The sequence below is a fragment of the Aequorivita sublithincola DSM 14238 genome (assembly GCF_000265385.1).
Lineage (GTDB): Bacteria > Bacteroidota > Bacteroidia > Flavobacteriales > Flavobacteriaceae > Aequorivita > Aequorivita sublithincola.
This window is the reverse complement of the sequence record NC_018013.1, coordinates 434,118-450,664: the sequence shown is the minus strand read 5'-3', so window position 1 is coordinate 450,664 and position 16,547 is coordinate 434,118. Positions and strand designations below refer to the sequence as shown.

Annotated in this window: 19 protein-coding genes; 6 read left to right on the top strand and 13 right to left on the bottom strand. The window is 36.4% G+C overall.

Translation table 11 applies throughout. The features are described from left to right. Positions 1-94 precede the first annotated feature (94 nt). Genes AEQSU_RS02225 through AEQSU_RS02215 form a run of 3 tightly spaced genes read right to left on the bottom strand, consistent with a single transcriptional unit; the run spans position 95 to position 2,020 of the window. Positions 95-661: an RNA polymerase sigma factor gene (locus tag AEQSU_RS02225; protein WP_014781226.1), complete on the bottom strand. Its 567-nt coding sequence runs from the start codon at positions 659-661 to the stop codon at positions 95-97. Next, positions 652-1,746, bottom strand: a complete 1,095-nt coding sequence (locus tag AEQSU_RS02220; RefSeq protein WP_014781225.1) for a glycosyltransferase — start codon at positions 1,744-1,746, stop codon at positions 652-654. The genes AEQSU_RS02225 and AEQSU_RS02220 overlap by 10 nt, the downstream gene beginning before the upstream one ends. 49 nt (positions 1,747-1,795) lie before the next feature. Beyond that, the gene (locus AEQSU_RS02215; protein ID WP_014781224.1) at positions 1,796-2,020 is read right to left on the bottom strand and encodes a hypothetical protein; all 225 of its coding nucleotides are present in this window, start codon (positions 2,018-2,020) and stop codon (positions 1,796-1,798) included. Positions 2,021-2,110: 90 nt separating this feature from the next. On the opposite strand from AEQSU_RS02215, the gene AEQSU_RS16065 reads away from it, so the two are divergent. Further along, on the top strand, positions 2,111-2,737 hold the full coding sequence (locus AEQSU_RS16065) for a fasciclin domain-containing protein (protein WP_014781223.1): 627 nt from the start codon (positions 2,111-2,113) through the stop codon (positions 2,735-2,737). Here AEQSU_RS16065 and murB read toward each other — a convergent pair. After that, positions 2,734-3,747 carry a UDP-N-acetylmuramate dehydrogenase gene (gene murB, locus AEQSU_RS02205; RefSeq protein ID WP_014781222.1) on the bottom strand — a complete coding sequence of 338 codons (1,014 nt, stop codon included), beginning with the start codon at positions 3,745-3,747 and terminating at the stop codon, positions 2,734-2,736. The genes AEQSU_RS16065 and murB overlap by 4 nt on opposite strands. Then, a complete protein-coding gene (locus AEQSU_RS02200; RefSeq protein ID WP_014781221.1) occupies positions 3,747-4,937 on the bottom strand; it encodes a pyridoxal phosphate-dependent aminotransferase in 1,191 nt (396 codons plus the stop codon). The genes murB and AEQSU_RS02200 overlap by 1 nt, the downstream gene beginning before the upstream one ends. 113 nt (positions 4,938-5,050) lie before the next feature. On the opposite strand from AEQSU_RS02200, the gene AEQSU_RS02195 reads away from it, so the two are divergent. After that, on the top strand, positions 5,051-6,379 hold the full coding sequence (locus tag AEQSU_RS02195; protein WP_014781220.1) for an aspartyl protease family protein: 1,329 nt from the start codon (positions 5,051-5,053) through the stop codon (positions 6,377-6,379). Between the two features lie 54 nt (positions 6,380-6,433). Here the strand turns inward: AEQSU_RS02195 and AEQSU_RS02190 are convergent, their stop codons facing one another. After that, entirely contained in the window at positions 6,434-6,829 is a 396-nt protein-coding gene (locus AEQSU_RS02190) for a DUF1573 domain-containing protein (protein ID WP_014781219.1), read from the bottom strand. Between the two features lie 127 nt (positions 6,830-6,956). Here AEQSU_RS02190 and AEQSU_RS02185 point away from each other — a divergent pair, with 127 nt between their 5' ends. The 3 genes from AEQSU_RS02185 (at position 6,957) to AEQSU_RS02175 (ending at position 10,450) form a co-directional block, all read left to right on the top strand. Continuing rightward, positions 6,957-9,587 (top strand): valine--tRNA ligase, encoded by a 2,631-nt coding sequence (locus AEQSU_RS02185; protein WP_014781218.1) that lies wholly within the window; start codon positions 6,957-6,959, stop codon positions 9,585-9,587. A 40-nt stretch (positions 9,588-9,627) separates the two neighbouring features. Continuing rightward, positions 9,628-10,071 carry a cytochrome c oxidase assembly factor Coa1 family protein gene (locus AEQSU_RS02180; RefSeq protein WP_014781217.1) on the top strand — a complete coding sequence of 148 codons (444 nt, stop codon included), beginning with the start codon at positions 9,628-9,630 and terminating at the stop codon, positions 10,069-10,071. Positions 10,072-10,207: 136 nt separating this feature from the next. Further along, positions 10,208-10,450 (top strand): hypothetical protein, encoded by a 243-nt coding sequence (locus tag AEQSU_RS02175; RefSeq protein WP_014781216.1) that lies wholly within the window; start codon positions 10,208-10,210, stop codon positions 10,448-10,450. Here AEQSU_RS02175 and AEQSU_RS02170 read toward each other — a convergent pair whose 3' ends face one another. The 6 genes from AEQSU_RS02170 to rsfS all read right to left on the bottom strand — a co-directional run bounded on the left by AEQSU_RS02170 (position 10,451) and on the right by rsfS (position 15,262). Continuing rightward, positions 10,451-10,717, bottom strand: coding sequence for an acyl-CoA-binding protein (locus tag AEQSU_RS02170; protein ID WP_014781215.1), 267 nt, complete (start codon positions 10,715-10,717; stop codon positions 10,451-10,453). Further along, on the bottom strand, positions 10,717-11,367 hold the full coding sequence (locus AEQSU_RS02165; RefSeq protein WP_014781214.1) for a phosphatidylserine decarboxylase family protein: 651 nt from the start codon (positions 11,365-11,367) through the stop codon (positions 10,717-10,719). Before AEQSU_RS02165 ends, AEQSU_RS02170 begins: the two co-directional genes overlap by 1 nt. Continuing rightward, entirely contained in the window at positions 11,357-12,190 is an 834-nt protein-coding gene (locus tag AEQSU_RS02160) for a phosphatidate cytidylyltransferase (protein WP_042491552.1), read from the bottom strand. The genes AEQSU_RS02165 and AEQSU_RS02160 overlap by 11 nt, the downstream gene beginning before the upstream one ends. 1 nt (position 12,191) lies before the next feature. Continuing rightward, positions 12,192-12,803, bottom strand: a complete 612-nt coding sequence (locus AEQSU_RS02155) for an LUD domain-containing protein (RefSeq protein WP_014781212.1) — start codon at positions 12,801-12,803, stop codon at positions 12,192-12,194. 113 nt (positions 12,804-12,916) lie between these two features. Next, entirely contained in the window at positions 12,917-14,875 is a 1,959-nt protein-coding gene (ftsH, locus tag AEQSU_RS02150; protein ID WP_014781211.1) for an ATP-dependent zinc metalloprotease FtsH, read from the bottom strand. A 15-nt stretch (positions 14,876-14,890) separates the two neighbouring features. Next, the gene (gene rsfS, locus AEQSU_RS02145; RefSeq protein ID WP_014781210.1) at positions 14,891-15,262 is read right to left on the bottom strand and encodes a ribosome silencing factor; all 372 of its coding nucleotides are present in this window, start codon (positions 15,260-15,262) and stop codon (positions 14,891-14,893) included. Positions 15,263-15,352: 90 nt separating this feature from the next. On the opposite strand from rsfS, the gene AEQSU_RS02140 reads away from it, so the two are divergent. Further along, a complete protein-coding gene (locus AEQSU_RS02140; protein WP_014781209.1) occupies positions 15,353-16,084 on the top strand; it encodes a biotin--[acetyl-CoA-carboxylase] ligase in 732 nt (243 codons plus the stop codon). Between the two features lie 23 nt (positions 16,085-16,107). Here the strand turns inward: AEQSU_RS02140 and AEQSU_RS02135 are convergent, their stop codons facing one another. Further along, positions 16,108-16,500, bottom strand: a complete 393-nt coding sequence (locus tag AEQSU_RS02135; RefSeq protein ID WP_014781208.1) for a hypothetical protein — start codon at positions 16,498-16,500, stop codon at positions 16,108-16,110. Between the last annotated feature and the right edge of the window lie 47 nt (positions 16,501-16,547).

Genomic DNA, 16,547 nt, shown 5'->3' with positions numbered 1-16,547 from the left:
ATAATTGAGTAAAGAAAAGAGAAGAAAGAAAAAAGAAGAAATAGATGAAACTTATTCTTTGGCTCTTTGGAATTTGGAGTTTGTTTTTTAGGTTTTATTCCTTCTTTATAATAATTTCAGCGAGAAGTTTGCGGGCCCGAAGCAATCTCACTTTTACGTTGTTCAAAGGCTCTTCCAACGTTTCCGAAATTTCGTTATAGCTCATTTCATGGAAAAAACGAAGGTTTATTACTTCTTGATAATGAGGTTTGAGCTGCTTTATGTATCGCAACAATTCTGCCAGATTCTGCTCTTTAATCAGCTTATCTTCAGGAGTGGGCGAGTGGTCTGGTATTTTCTGAACTTGCTCGTTAGAAGTGTCTGTTGTGTTGGAATAAATAGATGCATTTTTTTTACGCGTTTTGTCTATTTGAATGTTTTTTGAAATAGTAACAAGCCAAGTAGAGAAAGTATAATTTTCGTCAAAAGTTTCAATTTTGTCGAAGGCTTTGGCGAAAGTTTCAATAGTAATATCTTCTGCTTCGTATTCATTGCGAACTCTTTTCAGTTGAAAACCAAAGACTTCATTCCAATAAAAGTCCAACAGAAATTTAAAAGCTTCCTGCTTTCCTTTTTTTGCTTTTTCTATCTGGTGGTATATTTCTTCTGAAGTTATTTCCATCGCGAGTTTTTTTCGCCTTTGTTGGAAATAAAGATACTTAATTGAGTGAAAACTAAAAACAATTCATAAAAAGGAATGAGTGGAACCAAGTCATTTTCCTTAAGTTTTTTAGCGGCATTGCCAATAATAATGTACTGAAAAGCAATTCTAATTATAATAATTCCTAAGCCAAAAGCCCAAAAATTTGTTAGTAAACTTATGGGTGCCAACAACCAAAACAAAAAATTACAACCGTAATAGACCGCCAAAAGAAACCGATGTTTTGGCTTATAAAGTTTTGCGGTAGAATAATGTCTTTTTTTCTGAATGAGCCATTTCTTCTTCTTTTTCTTCGGAAATGAATAGGTGAAAGCTTCTGGTTCCACACAAATTTCAACGTTTTGAGAAGTTGCGGCTTCATTTACAAAAAGATCATCATCGCCAGAAGGAATTTTTATATGGCTCATAAAACCTTTATTTTCATAATAAAGATTGCTTGTATAGGCCAAATTACGACCAACACCCATATAAGGGTTTCCAGTTTTAGCATAAGAAAAATACTGAACCGCTGTCATCAAAGTTTCAAAACGGATCATTTTGTTTAAAAATCCGGGACTTTTTTCATAAGCTCCATAACCCAAAACTAATTGTTTTTCATCGGAGAATTTAGCGGACATTGTTGCCAACCATTCTGAAGAAGCTGGGTAACAATCGGCATCTGTAAAAACGAGGCGTGAATTTTTTGCGCGTTTAATACCTAAAGTCAGTGCATATTTTTTGTTTGCCCAAAATGCCTCGTTGTTTTTTACATCAACAATCTGGATGCGTGGATCATTTTCAGCAAAACCTTTCATCACTTTCAATGTTTCGTCAATTGAAGCATCGTTTATGAGTATGATTTCAAAGTTTGGATAATCTTGTTGTTGCCAAAGTGGAATGTTTTTTTGAAGATTTTCAGCTTCATTTTTGGCACAAACTATAAGGGAAACTGGATATTTTTCTGAAGAACTTTTTTCTGCAGTTTTTAAAAAAGCAAGTTTCGAGAAGAAGAGGAAATAAATGCAGTTAATCAACGCAACAGCGCCGAAAACGTAAAGTAGCACCATAAATATTTACGATTGTAGTCCCGATAGCTATCGGGATGGATTTTGGAATTTATTTGCTGTTGGACGCTTCCAGTTTGTGACTGTCTTCTGCGCAATTTTCAAACTGGTCTGGAGTTTTTCCGCAGAAGCCACAAGACGCTCCTTCTTTGTTTAAAAAAGGGCTTTGACTAGCACAGGTTCCAGCAAATTTTCCGTCCTTCTTTGCCCAAAGTTTTATTGCGATTCCTGCTACTGCAAGTAATAATAATGCTAGGGTGATAAGTAAAAGTTTCATCTGTTTAAATTTGACTACAAAAATACAATCTTTCTACTTGTTTCGCTCGGAATTTAAGTATTTTTAGCCTCCATTTTAAATATATTAACAATGCAAAAACTATTCATTTTTCTATTTCTTTCAATGTTTACTTTACTCACGTTTTCATGTAAAAACGAGACACAAGAAGCTAAAAAAATAGAAGCTGACAGTGCGGTAATAGATACTATTCAGAAGCCGCCAGTGAAACGCGCACCTAAAAAGGATTTAACATCTGAAGATATTGCAATGTTGACAAGCGCAATGGCTCGCATAATGAACGAACCACAATTAAAAAAGTTTGCAAGTTATCTTGTAACGGCAGATTTGGCGAATCAGCTTTCTAAGGAAGAAGGACCATTTACAGTTTTTGGGCCTACAACTGCGGCGCTAGCATCTTTAACTACTGAAAAGAAAACCTTTCTTTCAAACCCTGAGAACATAGCAAAACTTGAAGAATTGTTGAAATCTCACATTGTCACAGGAAAATTGGATAGAGCAACACTTTTGCAAACCATCAACAAAAGTGGAAAAGCAAAACTGAAAACCTTAGCTGGTATTACCTTAATCGCCACAAAATCTGGTGATGATATTATTGTTTCTGATGGAGAAGGCGTTACTGCAAAAATTATAAAAGGTAGTGTTGAAGGTTCCAACGGAGTAGTTTACATTGTTGATAGCGTGTTTAACGCGAACTAAAAAACGTTTACTTCAGGTTCAATAAAAATTCCAGTCATTTCTCTGACCTTTTTTTGCACGGTCATGGCTAGTTGCCAAATTTCTGCTCCTGTTGCGTTTCCGTAATTGACCAAAACTAAGGCTTGGTTTTTATGTACGCCTGCATCACCAAAACGTTGGCCTTTAAATCCTGCTTTTTCAATCAACCAACCTGCTGGAATTTTAAATCCTGTAGGTGAAAGTTCATAAAATGGTGCTTCGGGAAAATTCCTTCTAAACTCTTGAAAAGTTTCAGAATCTACTACCGGGTTTTTGAAGAAACTGCCGCTATTTCCCAACACTTTCGGGTCTGGAAGTTTTGCCTGTCGGATGGCAATTACTGCCTCAGAAATATCTTTTATTGTTGGATTTTGAATATTTCTTTCAGCTAAATTCTTCTGAATATCACCGTAAGAAATACTGGTTTTGTGATCTTTTTTTGTCAGTTTGAAGATTACACTTGTAATAATGTATTTTCCCTTCGCTTCATTTTTGAAGATTGAATTTCGGTACTCAAAAGCACATTCGTCTTTTGTGAATGCTCTTTCGTTTAAAGTTTCGATTTCAACGGTATTGCAACTTTCGAAAGTATCTTTTAACTCGACACCATAAGCACCAATGTTTTGAATTGGCGCTGTACCAACATTTCCGGGGATTAACGAAAGATTTTCTAAACCACCAAAATCATTCAGTATGCAATATTGAACAAAGTCATGCCAATTTTCGCCAGCCATTGCTTTTACAAAAACTTCGGTTTCGGTTTCTTTTAAGATTTCAATTCCTTTTAAATTTATATGAAGCACAAACGCGTCCAAATTTCCTGTAAGCAACATATTGCTACCGCCACCAAGGATGAAAAGTGCTTCGGAAGGTTTTTTAAAAAGCCCTTGCTTTAATTCTGCTATTGTTTCAACTGAAACAAAATAGCGCGCGTTGCAATCTATTCCAAAAGTATTGTAGTTTTTAAGCGATTTGTTTTCTTCAACAAGCATTAATCCTTGTATTTTTGAAGCGCAATTTTTAGGATTTCTACTGCCCGAACAAGGCTTTCTTTTTTCAAAACATAGGCAATTCGAACTTGGTTCAACCCAACACCAGAGCTAGAATAGAAACCTGCAGCAGGAGCAACCATAATGGTTTCGCCATTGTCGTCAAAGTCTTCCAAAAGCCACTGTGCAAAAGCATCACTGTTTTTAACAGGAAGTTCCACAATGCAATAAAAAGCACCTTTTGGCTCGCCCACTTTTACGCCAGGAATGGCCTTTAAAGCAGCAACCAAAGTGTTTCTTCTGTCTTGATATTCGGTGATTACTTCGTCAAAATAACTTTGCGGGGTTTGCAAAGCTGCCTCACTAGCTATCTGCGCAAAAGTTGGCGGACTCAAGCGAGCTTGTGCAAATTTTAATGCGGTTTTAATAACTTGTTTATTTTTTGAAACCAAACAACCAATTCGCGCGCCACACATACTGTATCTTTTTGAAACAGAATCGATTATGATTCCGTTTTCAGCCATACTTTCTTCTTCAAGAATTGAGTAATGTTTATAGCCATCATAAGTAAATTCTCTGTAAACTTCATCTGCAACCAAAAACAAATCATGCTTTTTTACAATTTCCGCTAAAGTCTGTATTTCTTCTTTGGAGTAAAGATAACCAGTTGGATTTCCAGGGTTACAGATAAGAATAGCCTTAGTTTTTGGAGTAATAAGCTTTTCAAATTCTGAAATAGGAGGCAAGGCAAAATTGTCTTCAATATTGGAAATAACGGGAACAATTTTTACGCCAGAAGCGGTTGCAAAACCGTTGTAGTTTGCATAAAATGGTTCGGGAATAATTATTTCATCGTCAACGTCTGCAATACTTCCCATAGCAAAAAGAAGTGCTTCACTTCCACCAGTGGTTACGATTATATCATTTGCTTCAACTGGAATGTTGTTTTGGTGATAATATTTTGCAATTTTTTCACGGTATTCCAGCGAACCTTCAGAACGAGTATAAGCAAGAATCTCCAAATTATGGTGTGCCACAGCTTCCATTGCTATTTCTGGCGATTTAATATCGGGTTGACCAATGTTTAAGTGATAAACGGTTTTGTTAGCTTTATAGGCTTTTTCGGCGTAGGGAACCAGTTTGCGGATTGGTGATTCCGGCATGTTTTTCCCTTTGTTTGAAACTGTTGGCATAGTGAATTTGTTTGTAGCAAAGTTGCAAAATATATTTATAATTCCATAGTGCCCAGACAAACATTCAACTTTTTTTTATAACTTCAAGTGTTTTTAAAATAGACCTTTAAACTTTGTATAAATCCCTCGTTTTGTTATTACTTTTAGGCTTTTCTGCTTCATTGATGGCGCAGTCTAGCTTTTTATTGCAAAACAATAGAAAGAAGGATCGCATTCCTTTTCAGTTGGTGAACAATTTGCCGATTATTGAAGTTGATGTTAACGGTACACCGCTTTCGTTTATTCTTGATACGGGTGTAAAATCTACTATTCTTTTCAGTTTGGAAGCTGCGGACAGTGTTCAACTTCGGAATACTTCTCCAGTACAATTGCAAGGTTTGGGTGCAGGAGGAACTGTTGAAGCATTAAAAAGTTTAAACAATACTATACGAGTTGGCGATGTCTTTGATAGGGATCATGATCTCTACATAATTTTTGATAGTTCGCTTAATTTTTCACCACGAATGGGCATTCCGATTCACGGTATTTTAGGGAATGAATTTTTTCAAAACTTCATTGTAAAAATTAATTATTCTTCAAAAGTCATTACTGTTTATGATCCTAAAAAATATCCGCTAAAACCTTGTAGAAAATGTGAAGATTTACCACTCAATTTTGTGGGAAGCAAACCTTATATTTCTTTAAAGGTTGTTTCTGAAGAAAGACGAGAAGAAGTGAAACTACTTGTAGATTCAGGTTCTAGCGATGTGATTTGGCTTTTTGATGATTTCGATTTTATTAAAGAAGCTCCTAAAAATTATTTTAAAGATTTTTTGGGTCTTGGTCTTAGCGGAAATATTTTCGGCAAACGAACCCGAATTCCAGATGTAATTTTGGGTAATTATCATTTGAAAGATGTGAATACTTCTTTTCCAGAAGAAGATGCGATTTTAAAAGCGCGTTATTATCAAGATCGGGACGGTAGCGTGGGCGGTGGTTTTTTAAGCAGATTTACCGTTACGTTTGATTATGGAAACAAATTAGTCCGTTTTAAGAAGAACAATAAATTCAATGATCCTTTCAACTATAATATGAGTGGATTAACCATTGAGCACCAAGGAATGGAACTGGTGAAAAAGGAGAGTCAGGCAGCTGTGAATTCTAATAAATCTAATGAATATGATAGTTTTATTAGGAATAGCGTGTCCATAACTACGGAAGTTCATTTTTCCTTGGTTCCAAAATATGTTGTGGCTGATGTTCGCGAAGGTTCACCAGCGGCTTTGGCGGGAATTGAGAAAGACGATGAAATACTCAGCATTAACGGAAAACCTTGTTATCAATATAAGCTGTATCAATTAGTTGAAATATTCTCAACTGATGAAGGTAAAAGAATTTCGATGGAAGTTAAAAGAGGAGAGTTTAAGAATAGAGTAAAATTCTATCTTAAAAATGTTTTCTAAAAAAAATCCGTCTGAAACAATAGCTTCAGCCGGATTTTTTAAGAAGTAAAGTTTTTAGCTTTTTTCTAAAACACTGCTAGAGTCACTCATTACTTCACCTTTAATTTTTAAGGCTACCATAGGTTCGCTAGCGTTAGAATAAACAGTTACAGTTTTTCTGATTGGACCAACACGATTGGTATCATACTTAACCTCGATGGAGCTGGTTGCTCCAGGAGCAATAGGACCGTCTGGTTTTTTTGGTACAGTACAACCACAGCTGGATTTTACATCGCTAATAATAAGGGGAGCATCTCCAGTGTTAGTGAACTCAAATACACGAACGCCGTCACTACCTTTTGCGATAGAGCCGTAATCCACGGTATCTGTTTTGAAACTAATTTTTGCTTGCTGTGCATTAGCGGAAAAACCGATAAAGGCAACAAGAGCTATAAGAGCTAGTTTTTTCATGATTTTGTTTTTTTAATAATTGTAAAGATATTGAACTTTTAAACATTCTGCAAAATAACTTATTCCTTTCATTATCCTGTAGATATATTTACTTTTGCAACTCATTGTACAAATACCAGACCAAAGTATGGCTTTAGAGGCAAAATATAACACGAAACAGATTGAAAACAAGTGGTATAGCTACTGGATGGAGAATAAATATTTCCATTCTGAAGTGGATGAACGGACGCCATACACCATCGTCATTCCACCGCCCAACGTTACTGGAGTGCTACATATGGGGCATATGCTGAACAATACATTGCAAGATGTTTTGATTCGTCGTGCACGATTGCAGGGTTTCAATGCTTGCTGGGTTCCTGGAACCGATCACGCTTCTATTGCTACCGAAGCAAAAGTTGTTGCAAAGTTGAAAGCCGATGGTATTGATAAAACAAAGCTCTCACGTGAAGAATTTCTAGAACACGCTTGGGAATGGACTCACAAACACGGTGGGATAATTTTAGAACAGCTGAAGAAACTTGGGGCTTCCTGCGATTGGGAACGCACCAAATTCACGATGGATGATGAAATGTCTGCCTCCGTGATAAAAGTTTTTGTGGATTTATATAAAAAAGGAAACATCTATCGCGGCTACCGAATGGTAAACTGGGATCCACAAGCCCAGACCACGCTTTCTGATGAAGAAGTGATTCACGAAGAAAAACAAGGCAATCTTTATTATTTAAACTATAAAATTGAAGGTAGCAATGATACTTTAACCATTGCCACCACACGGCCTGAAACTATTCTTGGCGATACTGCAATATGTATAAACCCAAATGATGAACGCTTTGTTCATCTTCGTGGCAAAAAAGCAATCGTTCCTGTTTGCAATCGCGTTATTCCTATCATTGAAGACGAATATGTAGATATTGAATTCGGAACAGGTTGTTTAAAAGTAACGCCCGCTCACGATGAAAACGACAAAGCACTTGGCGACAAACACAATCTTGAAATTATAGATATTTTGAATGATGACGGAACTTTAAATAGTTTCGGTCTTCATTACGAAGGAAAAGATCGTTTCGTAGTCCGTAAGGAAATTGTGAAAGAACTTGAAGAAATGGGAGTGGTTTCAAAAATTGAAACCCATATGCACAAGGTTGGGACAAGTGAAAGAACTGGAGCGGTTATAGAACCAAAATTGAGCGATCAATGGTTTCTTAAAATGAAGGATCTTGCCCAGCCAGCTTTGGATGCCGTTCTGGAAAAAGATGTAAACCTAGTTCCTGAAAAGTTCGTAAACACCTACCGCCACTGGATGGAAAATGTGCGTGACTGGAACATCTCCCGTCAACTGTGGTGGGGACAGCAAATTCCAGCTTATTTCTATGGCGATGGAAAGGAAGATTTCGTAGTTGCCGAGAATATTGAAGAAGCATTAAAGTTGGCAAAAGAAAAAACTACCAACTACCAACTACAGACCACCGACTTAAAACAAGACCCAGACGCACTAGACACTTGGTTCTCCTCGTGGTTATGGCCAATCAGCGTTTTCAACGGAATTTTGGAGCCGGACAATAAAGAAATAAATTATTACTATCCAACAAACGACCTTGTTACAGCTCCCGAAATATTATTTTTCTGGGTAGCAAGAATGATTATAGCGGGTTACGAATACAGAAACGAAAAACCATTTACCAATGTGTACTTAACAGGAATCGTTCGCGACAAGCAACGCAGAAAGATGAGTAAATCATTGGGGAATTCTCCAGATCCTATAGATTTAATGGACGTTTACGGCGCAGATGGCGTGCGAGTTGGTATGTTATTAAGCTCGCCCGCAGGAAATGATTTAATGTTTGATGAAGACCTTTGCAAACAAGGAAGTGGTTTCGTAAATAAAATTTGGAATGCCTATCGTTTGATTGATGGCTGGGAAGTTGATACTGAAAAAGAACAATCTCAAAGTGATATCATCGCGCTTCAATGGTACAAAAGTAAATTCCAAAAGACGCTTGCCGAAATAGAAGATCATTACAGCAAGTATCGAATCAGCGACGCTTTAATGTCGACCTATAAATTGGTTTGGGACGATTTTTGTTCTTGGTTGCTGGAAATGGTAAAACCACCCTTCGGCGAAAAGATTTCCGAAAAAACTTGTCTCGAAGTTATTTCAGTTTTAGAAGATAACTTAAAAGTATTGCATCCTTTCGTGCCTTTTATTTCTGAAGAAATCTGGCAACACATCACGCAGCGCGATATTTCAGAAGCTTTAATAATTTCTGAATGGCCAAAACCTGAGGCGTATGATGAAAAAATTATTAAAGATTTTGAATTTGCTTCCGAAGTAATTTCTGGAATTAGAACTATTCGTAAAGAGAAGAACATTTCTTTTAAAGATACAATCGAACTTTCTGTGCTTAATAACGACAAGGCTTCAAAAGAATTTGATGCGGTAATCTCTAAATTAGGCAATGTTTCAGAATTGAATTACATTACTGAAAAGCTTGATGGTGCACTTACTTTCCGCGTAAAAAGCAACGAATATTTTATCCCAATTGCTGGCGCCATAAACGTTGAAGAAGAAATAGCAAAGCTTTCCGAAGAACTAAAATACACTGAAGGTTTCTTAAGAAGTGTTCAAGGAAAATTGAAAAACGAACGTTTCGTAAGCGGTGCGCCAGAACAAGTTGTAGCATTGGAAAAACAGAAGGAAGCGGATGCTTTGGCTAAAATCGAAACTTTAAAGGCGAGTTTGGCTGGATTGAAATAAATCTTTAAAACCATTTCTATTAATCATAAACTTTAGCTCCATGAATAACGAACTGATTGAACAAAAAAGTTTGTGGCAACGGAATTGGAAATGGTTTATAATTGCGAGCGGAATACTATTGATTTCCATTGGAATTTTCTTTTCTTCAGGAATGGATGGAATTAGTGCAGATTTAGTTCAGGCCTATGCGGATCCAGAACTTTACAAAAATGCAATTGAAAAGGCGAATGCAGATCAACGAGTTTTGGAATTGATAGGAGAGATTCAACCAATTGATAAACTTGCGATTGTAGAGGGACAAGTAGTGTATTCTAATAACAATACAACGTTTAACTCGTCAATTCGTGTTGTTGGATCTAAAGGAAAAGCGATGATAGATATTGTTGCCAATCTTATAAATGATGCTTGGAGCTATAAGAAAATTCAAATTCGAATAAAAACGCCACCAGAAAAAAAGCAAACCATTGAAATATTCTTAGACTAATAAATCTTCTTTCTATAAACATTTGAAACTTTCAACCTCTGATTTTATAAAACTATCTTAAATTAGTTTTAAAGCAAGGTTAATTTCTAATTTCTGAAGCTCTTTTGCCAGTATCTTGTTCCAAAACAAAATAATCATGGATCAAGGAAAGTATAATGAGATGGAAGCGATGCTTCATAAACTAGAAGATATTAAGAACAGTCAAAAAAGTATTATTGACAAGATTAATCACGTAATCACAGATCTTTTTCAGTATCCAGATAAGGATTTAGAAGAAGCTATGGAAGCCGCTCATGAAAGGGCTTCAGAAAACGTTGATAAAATTAGAGAAGCTATTGAGGAATACGAAATAAAATTTAACAAGGCACAACAGGCCTAATTATTTTCGATATAAAAAGTATTGGGTTACTGACTCAATGTAGAGTTGTTTAGCCTCATCGCTAGTAAGTCCGCGTGTTTGAAAAAGTGCGTTGGTTTTGAAAGCAGAAATATGCGGCTTTCCGCCAGCCCGTGTGTGGTCTGCATTTGTAGCTCTCTTGAAATAAGCATATAAGCGCAACAAAACATCAGCAGGAAAGGGTTCCGTGTGTTCGTTTATGCTTTTCACGGCATTTTGAAAGGCTATATCAAGCTCTTCTGAAGTCATTATTTTTCAGCTATAATTGAAATTCCTCCTTTTACTTTTTGGTTGAGTGTCACTTTTACTTTGGCATCTAATGGAAGGTAAATATCTACTCGCGACCCAAATTTAATGAATCCGCTATCTGAGGCTTGTTCTACTTCTTGGTTCACTTCAGCATAATTCACAATTCGCTTCGCCAAAGCTCCAGCAATCTGTCTAAACAATACGTCTCCAAAAGCTTCATTTTTAACTACAACAGTTGTACGTTCGTTTTCTTCAGAAGATTTTGGATGCCAAGCCACCAAGAATTTTCCTGGGTGGTATTTGCTATAAACTACTTTTCCGGCTACTGGATATCGAGTTATGTGTACGTTTATCGGGCTCATAAAAACGGAAACCTGTAATCTTTTTTCGTTGAAATATTCCTTTTCAAAAACTTCTTCAATAACCACAACTTTTCCATCAACAGAGGAAAGCACTTGTTCTGGACTCACTAAAAAGTTGCGCTTCGGATTTCTAAAGAACTGCAAAACCAAGAGCAAAAGTATTATAAGTGAAATAATAACACCGCCGCGAATAGTAGGGTTTTCAACAAATACATTTGCTAAAAGACTAAGCCCGATAACAATGACCAGCGCTATAAAAATAATTTTGAAACCTTCTTTATGAAACATTGTCAACAATTAATAAAAATGCATATACAAAAGGACTAGCGTAAATAATACTATCCAGTCGGTCATACAATCCTCCGTGTCCGGGCATAATGATACCACTGTCTTTAACTCCAGCCTGTCTTTTAAACTTTGATTGAATCAAATCGCCAATTGTTCCAAAAATAGCAACGATTATAGCCATCACAATCCAAACCCATAGCGGATACTTTTCGGCATCCAATGGGCTATAATTTTCTAAAACTTTAAAGATAACAAATCCCGCCAAAAGAGCACCCAACAAACCACCAACAAAACCTTCTATGGTCTTTTTGGGTGAAATTCGTTCTAACAATTTATGTTTTCCAAATTTGGAACCGATGAGGTAGGCAAAGGTATCGTTGCTCCAAATTAACACGAAAACCGCAACTATTATTTCTGGCATAAATCTGCCATCAATATTCATAACAGGTATTAAGGTTAGAAATACGAAGCCGCTAATGATGTAGAACATAACGGTGATGTATTTCTTCTTTTCAAACATCGGGATTTTGCTTGTCCAAAGCACATCTTTCAATAGAAATAGGTTTACAAAACCACTTAGAATCAATAGGAGATAAACTGCATTAGTTGCAAATACTTCGTAACTCAAAAAATAAAAGGAAGCGGCAAGCAGGAAATAAGCTATATAACTGGTGAGATGTACAAGTTTTAGAAATTCGCTAAGAGTAATAATAGCGAGTACAAAGAAGAGCCCCATAAACCACTCGCGCGAGGTGAACATTGCAAAAATGATGATCGAAATGTATAATACGCCCGAGAGGGTTCGTACGAGAATTTCCTTCATATTATAAGTCTTCCAGTAGCAACAAATATAGGTTTTTTGCGCTACTTCCATAACTCATAAAATCCTTTTCTTTTTCGGTTTCAAAGTCTTGAATGGTAGTAATGTTGCTAGGAATGTAACCAGTGCTTTGATTTTTTATCTTGCGCAAACCTTCGCTAATAGTTTCTACAATTTGACTTGTGGTGGCAAAAATGATAAAGTTTGAAGGAAGTTCGCTTAACTTTTTTTCCTTTATTTGGTTTGAAGACAATAAAATGGAACCATTGGTTGAAACCAAGGATTCACAAGTTGAGAAAAAGAATTTTGAATCTGTATTTTTTGTGAAGTTAAGATTGAAGCCATCAAATTTCTTAGTTAGCATTTCGTTCACACAAAACACATTCTGTTCATACCAATCGTTTTCGAGCATTATATTATCAAACGCCTCAGAGATGTCCTCCCAATCTTCACAATAAATAAATTTACCACCGTTATTTTTGAAATTAAAGGTGAATTTTTCGTCTATAGGGAGTTTCTGTTCTGGGAAATAACTGCTTCGGTCGGCTTTATCGGCTTGTTTGGCCTTTTCGTCCGACTTGTAGTTAGGATTTAAAAGTCTTTTAAGTAGACTCATTAATAATGAATTGAGGAGTTCATATTTGCGTTAAACTTCAAATATATAAAATCTATATTTAAGTTATGTTAGCAAAAAAACAAAGTTTCAAATCGAAATTCAAAGAGGCAACTTTATGTTGTCGCCTCTCTTGATACTTCTTCTGGTATTGCGAAAGGACGATCACCAAATATTTTTTGGAGGTTATCCTTAAAAATCACTTCTTTTTCTAAAAGCACGTTCGCCAACTCGGTCAATTTATCTTTGTTGTCTTCCAAAAGCTTAACAGCACGATCGTATTGACTTTCAATAAGCGCAGAGATTTCCTTGTCTATTAGTTCAGCCGTTTTTTCACTGTAAGGCTTGCTGAAATTGTATTCAGACTGTCCGCTGCTGTCGTAATACGTAAGGTTTCCAATTTTATCGTTTAATCCATAAATGGTAACCATAGCACGAGCTTGTTTGGTCACTTTTTCTAAATCGCTCAATGCTCCTGTAGAAATACGGTTAAATATTACCTTTTCTGCGGCACGACCACCAAGGGCTGCACACATTTCGTCCAGCATTTGTTCTGGATGGATAATAAGACGTTCTTCTGGCAAATACCAAGCGGCACCTAAAGACTGTCCACGAGGTACAATAGTGACTTTCACTAGTGGCGCAGCGTGCTCAAGCATCCAGCTTACAGTAGCGTGACCTGCTTCGTGGAAAGCAATGGCGCGTTTTTCGGCTACGGTCATTATTTTGTTTTTCTTTTCAAGACCACCAACAATTCTATCAACAGCATCTAGGAAATCTTGCTTACCAACTGATTTTTTTCCAAAACGAGCCGCAATCAATGCTGCTTCATTACAGACATTTGCAATATCTGCTCCAGAAAACCCTGGGGTTTGTTTTGCAAGAAAATCGGTGTCTAAACCTTCATCTTTTTTAATTGGGCGCAAATGCACTTCAAATATTTCTTTACGTTCGCGAACGTCTGGAAGATCTACATATATCTGTCTGTCAAAACGACCGGCACGCATCAAAGCTTTATCAAGAACATCTGCTCGGTTAGTTGCGGCAATTACAATTACGTTTGTATTGGTGCCGAAACCGTCCATCTCGGTAAGAAGTTGGTTTAAGGTATTTTCACGTTCATCATTACTTCCAGAGAAATTGTTTTTCCCACGGGCACGACCAATAGCGTCAATTTCATCAATAAAAATAATTGCTGGTGATTTGTCTTTCGCTTGTTTGAAAAGGTCACGAACACGAGAAGCTCCCACACCCACAAACATTTCAACAAAATCTGAACCCGAAAGAGAGAAGAATGGAACTTTAGCTTCACCCGCAACAGCTTTTGCTAAAAGAGTTTTACCTGTTCCAGGAGGGCCTACAAGTAATGCTCCCTTAGGTATTTTACCACCCAAAGCAGTATATTTTTCAGGTTGTTTCAAGAAATCTACAATTTCCTGAACTTCTTCTTTTGCACCTTCTAAACCTGCGACATCTTTAAAAGAAGTCTTTACATCAGTTTTTTCGTCAAAAAGTTTTGCTTTAGATTTTCCTATGTTGAAAAGTTGCCCACCTGGACCGCCACCGGCGCCTGAAGACATTTTCCGCATTATAAAAATCCAGATACCAATAATGATTACGAAAGGCAAGATGCCCATCAATATATCGCCCCAAACGTTGTTCTCTGTGTCAAAGTTTAAGGTTGCTGGTAAATTGTTTTCTGCTTTTATTTCTTGAAAATCCTTTTGAAAAAGTTGAAGATCACCAAATTCGAATTGATAATCAGGATCATTAGGACCTGCTTCCATAAAGGATGGAAGCTTATCTTTTTTAGCGTGAATCGTTTTCTTTTTAGCGTCTGGAGTTAAGTAAACCTTTGCAATCTTTTTGTTGATTATATCTACTTTCTCTACGTCGCCAGATTTCAGAAACTCCTCAAACTTAGCTTGATTGGTCTTTGCAGGTTGTGACCAACTGCCACCGCCAAAAATCTGAAGCCCTAAAAACAATAAAATTATTGCTCCATAAATCCAATAGTAAGTTGGTTTAGGCTTCTTTGATTCGTTCTTCTTTTTACTTTTATTTTCTTCGGCCATGTGGCTGTTTTCTTTTTAGTTTGTTGTTTCTATTTTAACCGATTTTGCATCGCCCCAAAGTCCTTCAATATCATAAAACTCGCGAATATGCTTTTGAAAAACGTGAACAACTACGTGCACGTAGTCCATAAGAATCCACTCCGAGTTGTCGCTGCCTTCAACGTGCCACGGATTTTCTTTTAAAGCTTTACTTACGGATCTTCTAACGGAGTTCACAATGGCGTTTACTTGTGTGTTACTAGTACCATTGCATATTATAAAATAGTCGCAAACTGTATTTTCTATTTCTCGAAGGTCTAGAATTTCTATATCCTGCCCTTTTACATCTTCAATTCCTCTTATTATTTCGGCAATAAGTTGATCTGTTCCTGCTTGTTTTTTCTGCATTAATTATTTTTCTTTTCTTTGGCCGCAAAGTTATTACTTTTTTGTTTCTTGAAGCCTTTAATAACGTAATACTAAACTTAATTTTCTGTTTTGAAGATAATCAAACTTAGTGCCACTGATTCCACCAATACCTACTTAAAACGGTTGGTGAAGGAAACGGAACTGCCTGATGAAACTGTGGTACATACAAACCACCAACTTTCTGGTCGTGGACAAATGGGTAACGGATGGTTGTCTAGGGAAGGGCAAAGCCTTACCTTCAGTATATTTAAGAGGTTTGAAGCGGTTGAGATTGATAAACAATTTATGATCTCTATGGCGGTTTCTTTGGCTATTTCAGAAGCGCTAAAAAGCCTTAATATTCCTGATGTTTCAATAAAATGGCCTAACGACATATTGTCAGACAATAAGAAAATTGGCGGGATTTTAATTGAAAACGTGCTGGAAGGCAGTCTTGTAAAGTATTCAGTTATTGGAATTGGTCTCAATGTGAATGAAACCAATTTTCCAAATTTACCACAAGCAAGTTCTATGAAACTTGAAACAGGAAGAACTTTTCAGTTAGACGAAGTGTTTCATTCAGTTTTAGAAATTGTTTTTAAAAATTTGCAAAATCTTTCGATAGATGATTTCATTGAAATTAAAGCGATTTATGAAGACAACTTATTCCGAAAGGAATTGATTTCAGTTTTTGAGACTCCGCAAGGATTAAATTTCAACGGAATTATAAAAGGCGTTTCCGAAATAGGAGCGCTTTTGGTTGAAACTGAAAATGGTTTGCTGCAGCAGTTTCAGCTGAAGGAAGTGAAAATGGTATATTGAAATTGAAAGTGAAATCGAAAACCTTAAACCTGCTCCAAATTTGACGCCAGCGTTTCAATAAATTTTGAAATCGGTCCTTTCACCATCATCGCCATCATAGTGTTGAATTCACCTTCAAAAAGTAATTCTACGGTTGAAGTATTTTCAGAAACTTCCTCAATATTTCCCGTTAATGAGAATGGAATTTTGTCGCTTATTGCTCCTAAAACTACCTTATTTGGTTTTACAACTTCTTTTACTTCCAAGGCAATTTCTGGCATTCCTTTCAATGCGAAAACAAAAGCGTTTTCTCTAATAACCTCAAATTTGCTGATGTTCTCAGGCATTAAGGTTTCAAAATTCTTTACATCTGCCAAATAATCACAAAGGTCTGCGGGTGATTTTTGAACGGTTACTTTTTTGCTGTTTAGTTTCATTTGAAAAGTTTATGGGTTTAAAAGTTTAAAAGTTTAAAAGTTGATGA

What these genes read in the sequence shown, in the direction of transcription:
- AEQSU_RS02225 (WP_014781226.1), bottom strand. Translation starts at nt 661, where the DNA reads ATGGAAATAACTTCAGAAGAAATATACCACCAGATAGAAAAAGCAAAA.
- AEQSU_RS02220 (WP_014781225.1), bottom strand. Translation starts at nt 1,746, where the DNA reads ATGGTGCTACTTTACGTTTTCGGCGCTGTTGCGTTGATTAACTGCATT.
- AEQSU_RS02215 (WP_014781224.1), bottom strand. Translation starts at nt 2,020, where the DNA reads ATGAAACTTTTACTTATCACCCTAGCATTATTATTACTTGCAGTAGCA.
- AEQSU_RS16065 (WP_014781223.1), top strand. Translation starts at nt 2,111, where the DNA reads ATGCAAAAACTATTCATTTTTCTATTTCTTTCAATGTTTACTTTACTC.
- murB (WP_014781222.1), bottom strand. Translation starts at nt 3,747, where the DNA reads ATGCTTGTTGAAGAAAACAAATCGCTTAAAAACTACAATACTTTTGGA.
- AEQSU_RS02200 (WP_014781221.1), bottom strand. Translation starts at nt 4,937, where the DNA reads ATGCCAACAGTTTCAAACAAAGGGAAAAACATGCCGGAATCACCAATC.
- AEQSU_RS02190 (WP_014781219.1), bottom strand. Translation starts at nt 6,829, where the DNA reads ATGAAAAAACTAGCTCTTATAGCTCTTGTTGCCTTTATCGGTTTTTCC.
- AEQSU_RS02185 (WP_014781218.1), top strand. Translation starts at nt 6,957, where the DNA reads ATGGCTTTAGAGGCAAAATATAACACGAAACAGATTGAAAACAAGTGG.
- AEQSU_RS02180 (WP_014781217.1), top strand. Translation starts at nt 9,628, where the DNA reads ATGAATAACGAACTGATTGAACAAAAAAGTTTGTGGCAACGGAATTGG.
- AEQSU_RS02175 (WP_014781216.1), top strand. Translation starts at nt 10,208, where the DNA reads ATGGATCAAGGAAAGTATAATGAGATGGAAGCGATGCTTCATAAACTA.
- AEQSU_RS02170 (WP_014781215.1), bottom strand. Translation starts at nt 10,717, where the DNA reads ATGACTTCAGAAGAGCTTGATATAGCCTTTCAAAATGCCGTGAAAAGC.
- AEQSU_RS02165 (WP_014781214.1), bottom strand. Translation starts at nt 11,367, where the DNA reads ATGTTTCATAAAGAAGGTTTCAAAATTATTTTTATAGCGCTGGTCATT.
- AEQSU_RS02160 (WP_042491552.1), bottom strand. Translation starts at nt 12,190, where the DNA reads ATGAAGGAAATTCTCGTACGAACCCTCTCGGGCGTATTATACATTTCG.
- AEQSU_RS02155 (WP_014781212.1), bottom strand. Translation starts at nt 12,803, where the DNA reads ATGAGTCTACTTAAAAGACTTTTAAATCCTAACTACAAGTCGGACGAA.
- ftsH (WP_014781211.1), bottom strand. Translation starts at nt 14,875, where the DNA reads ATGGCCGAAGAAAATAAAAGTAAAAAGAAGAACGAATCAAAGAAGCCT.
- rsfS (WP_014781210.1), bottom strand. Translation starts at nt 15,262, where the DNA reads ATGCAGAAAAAACAAGCAGGAACAGATCAACTTATTGCCGAAATAATA.
- AEQSU_RS02135 (WP_014781208.1), bottom strand. Translation starts at nt 16,500, where the DNA reads ATGAAACTAAACAGCAAAAAAGTAACCGTTCAAAAATCACCCGCAGAC.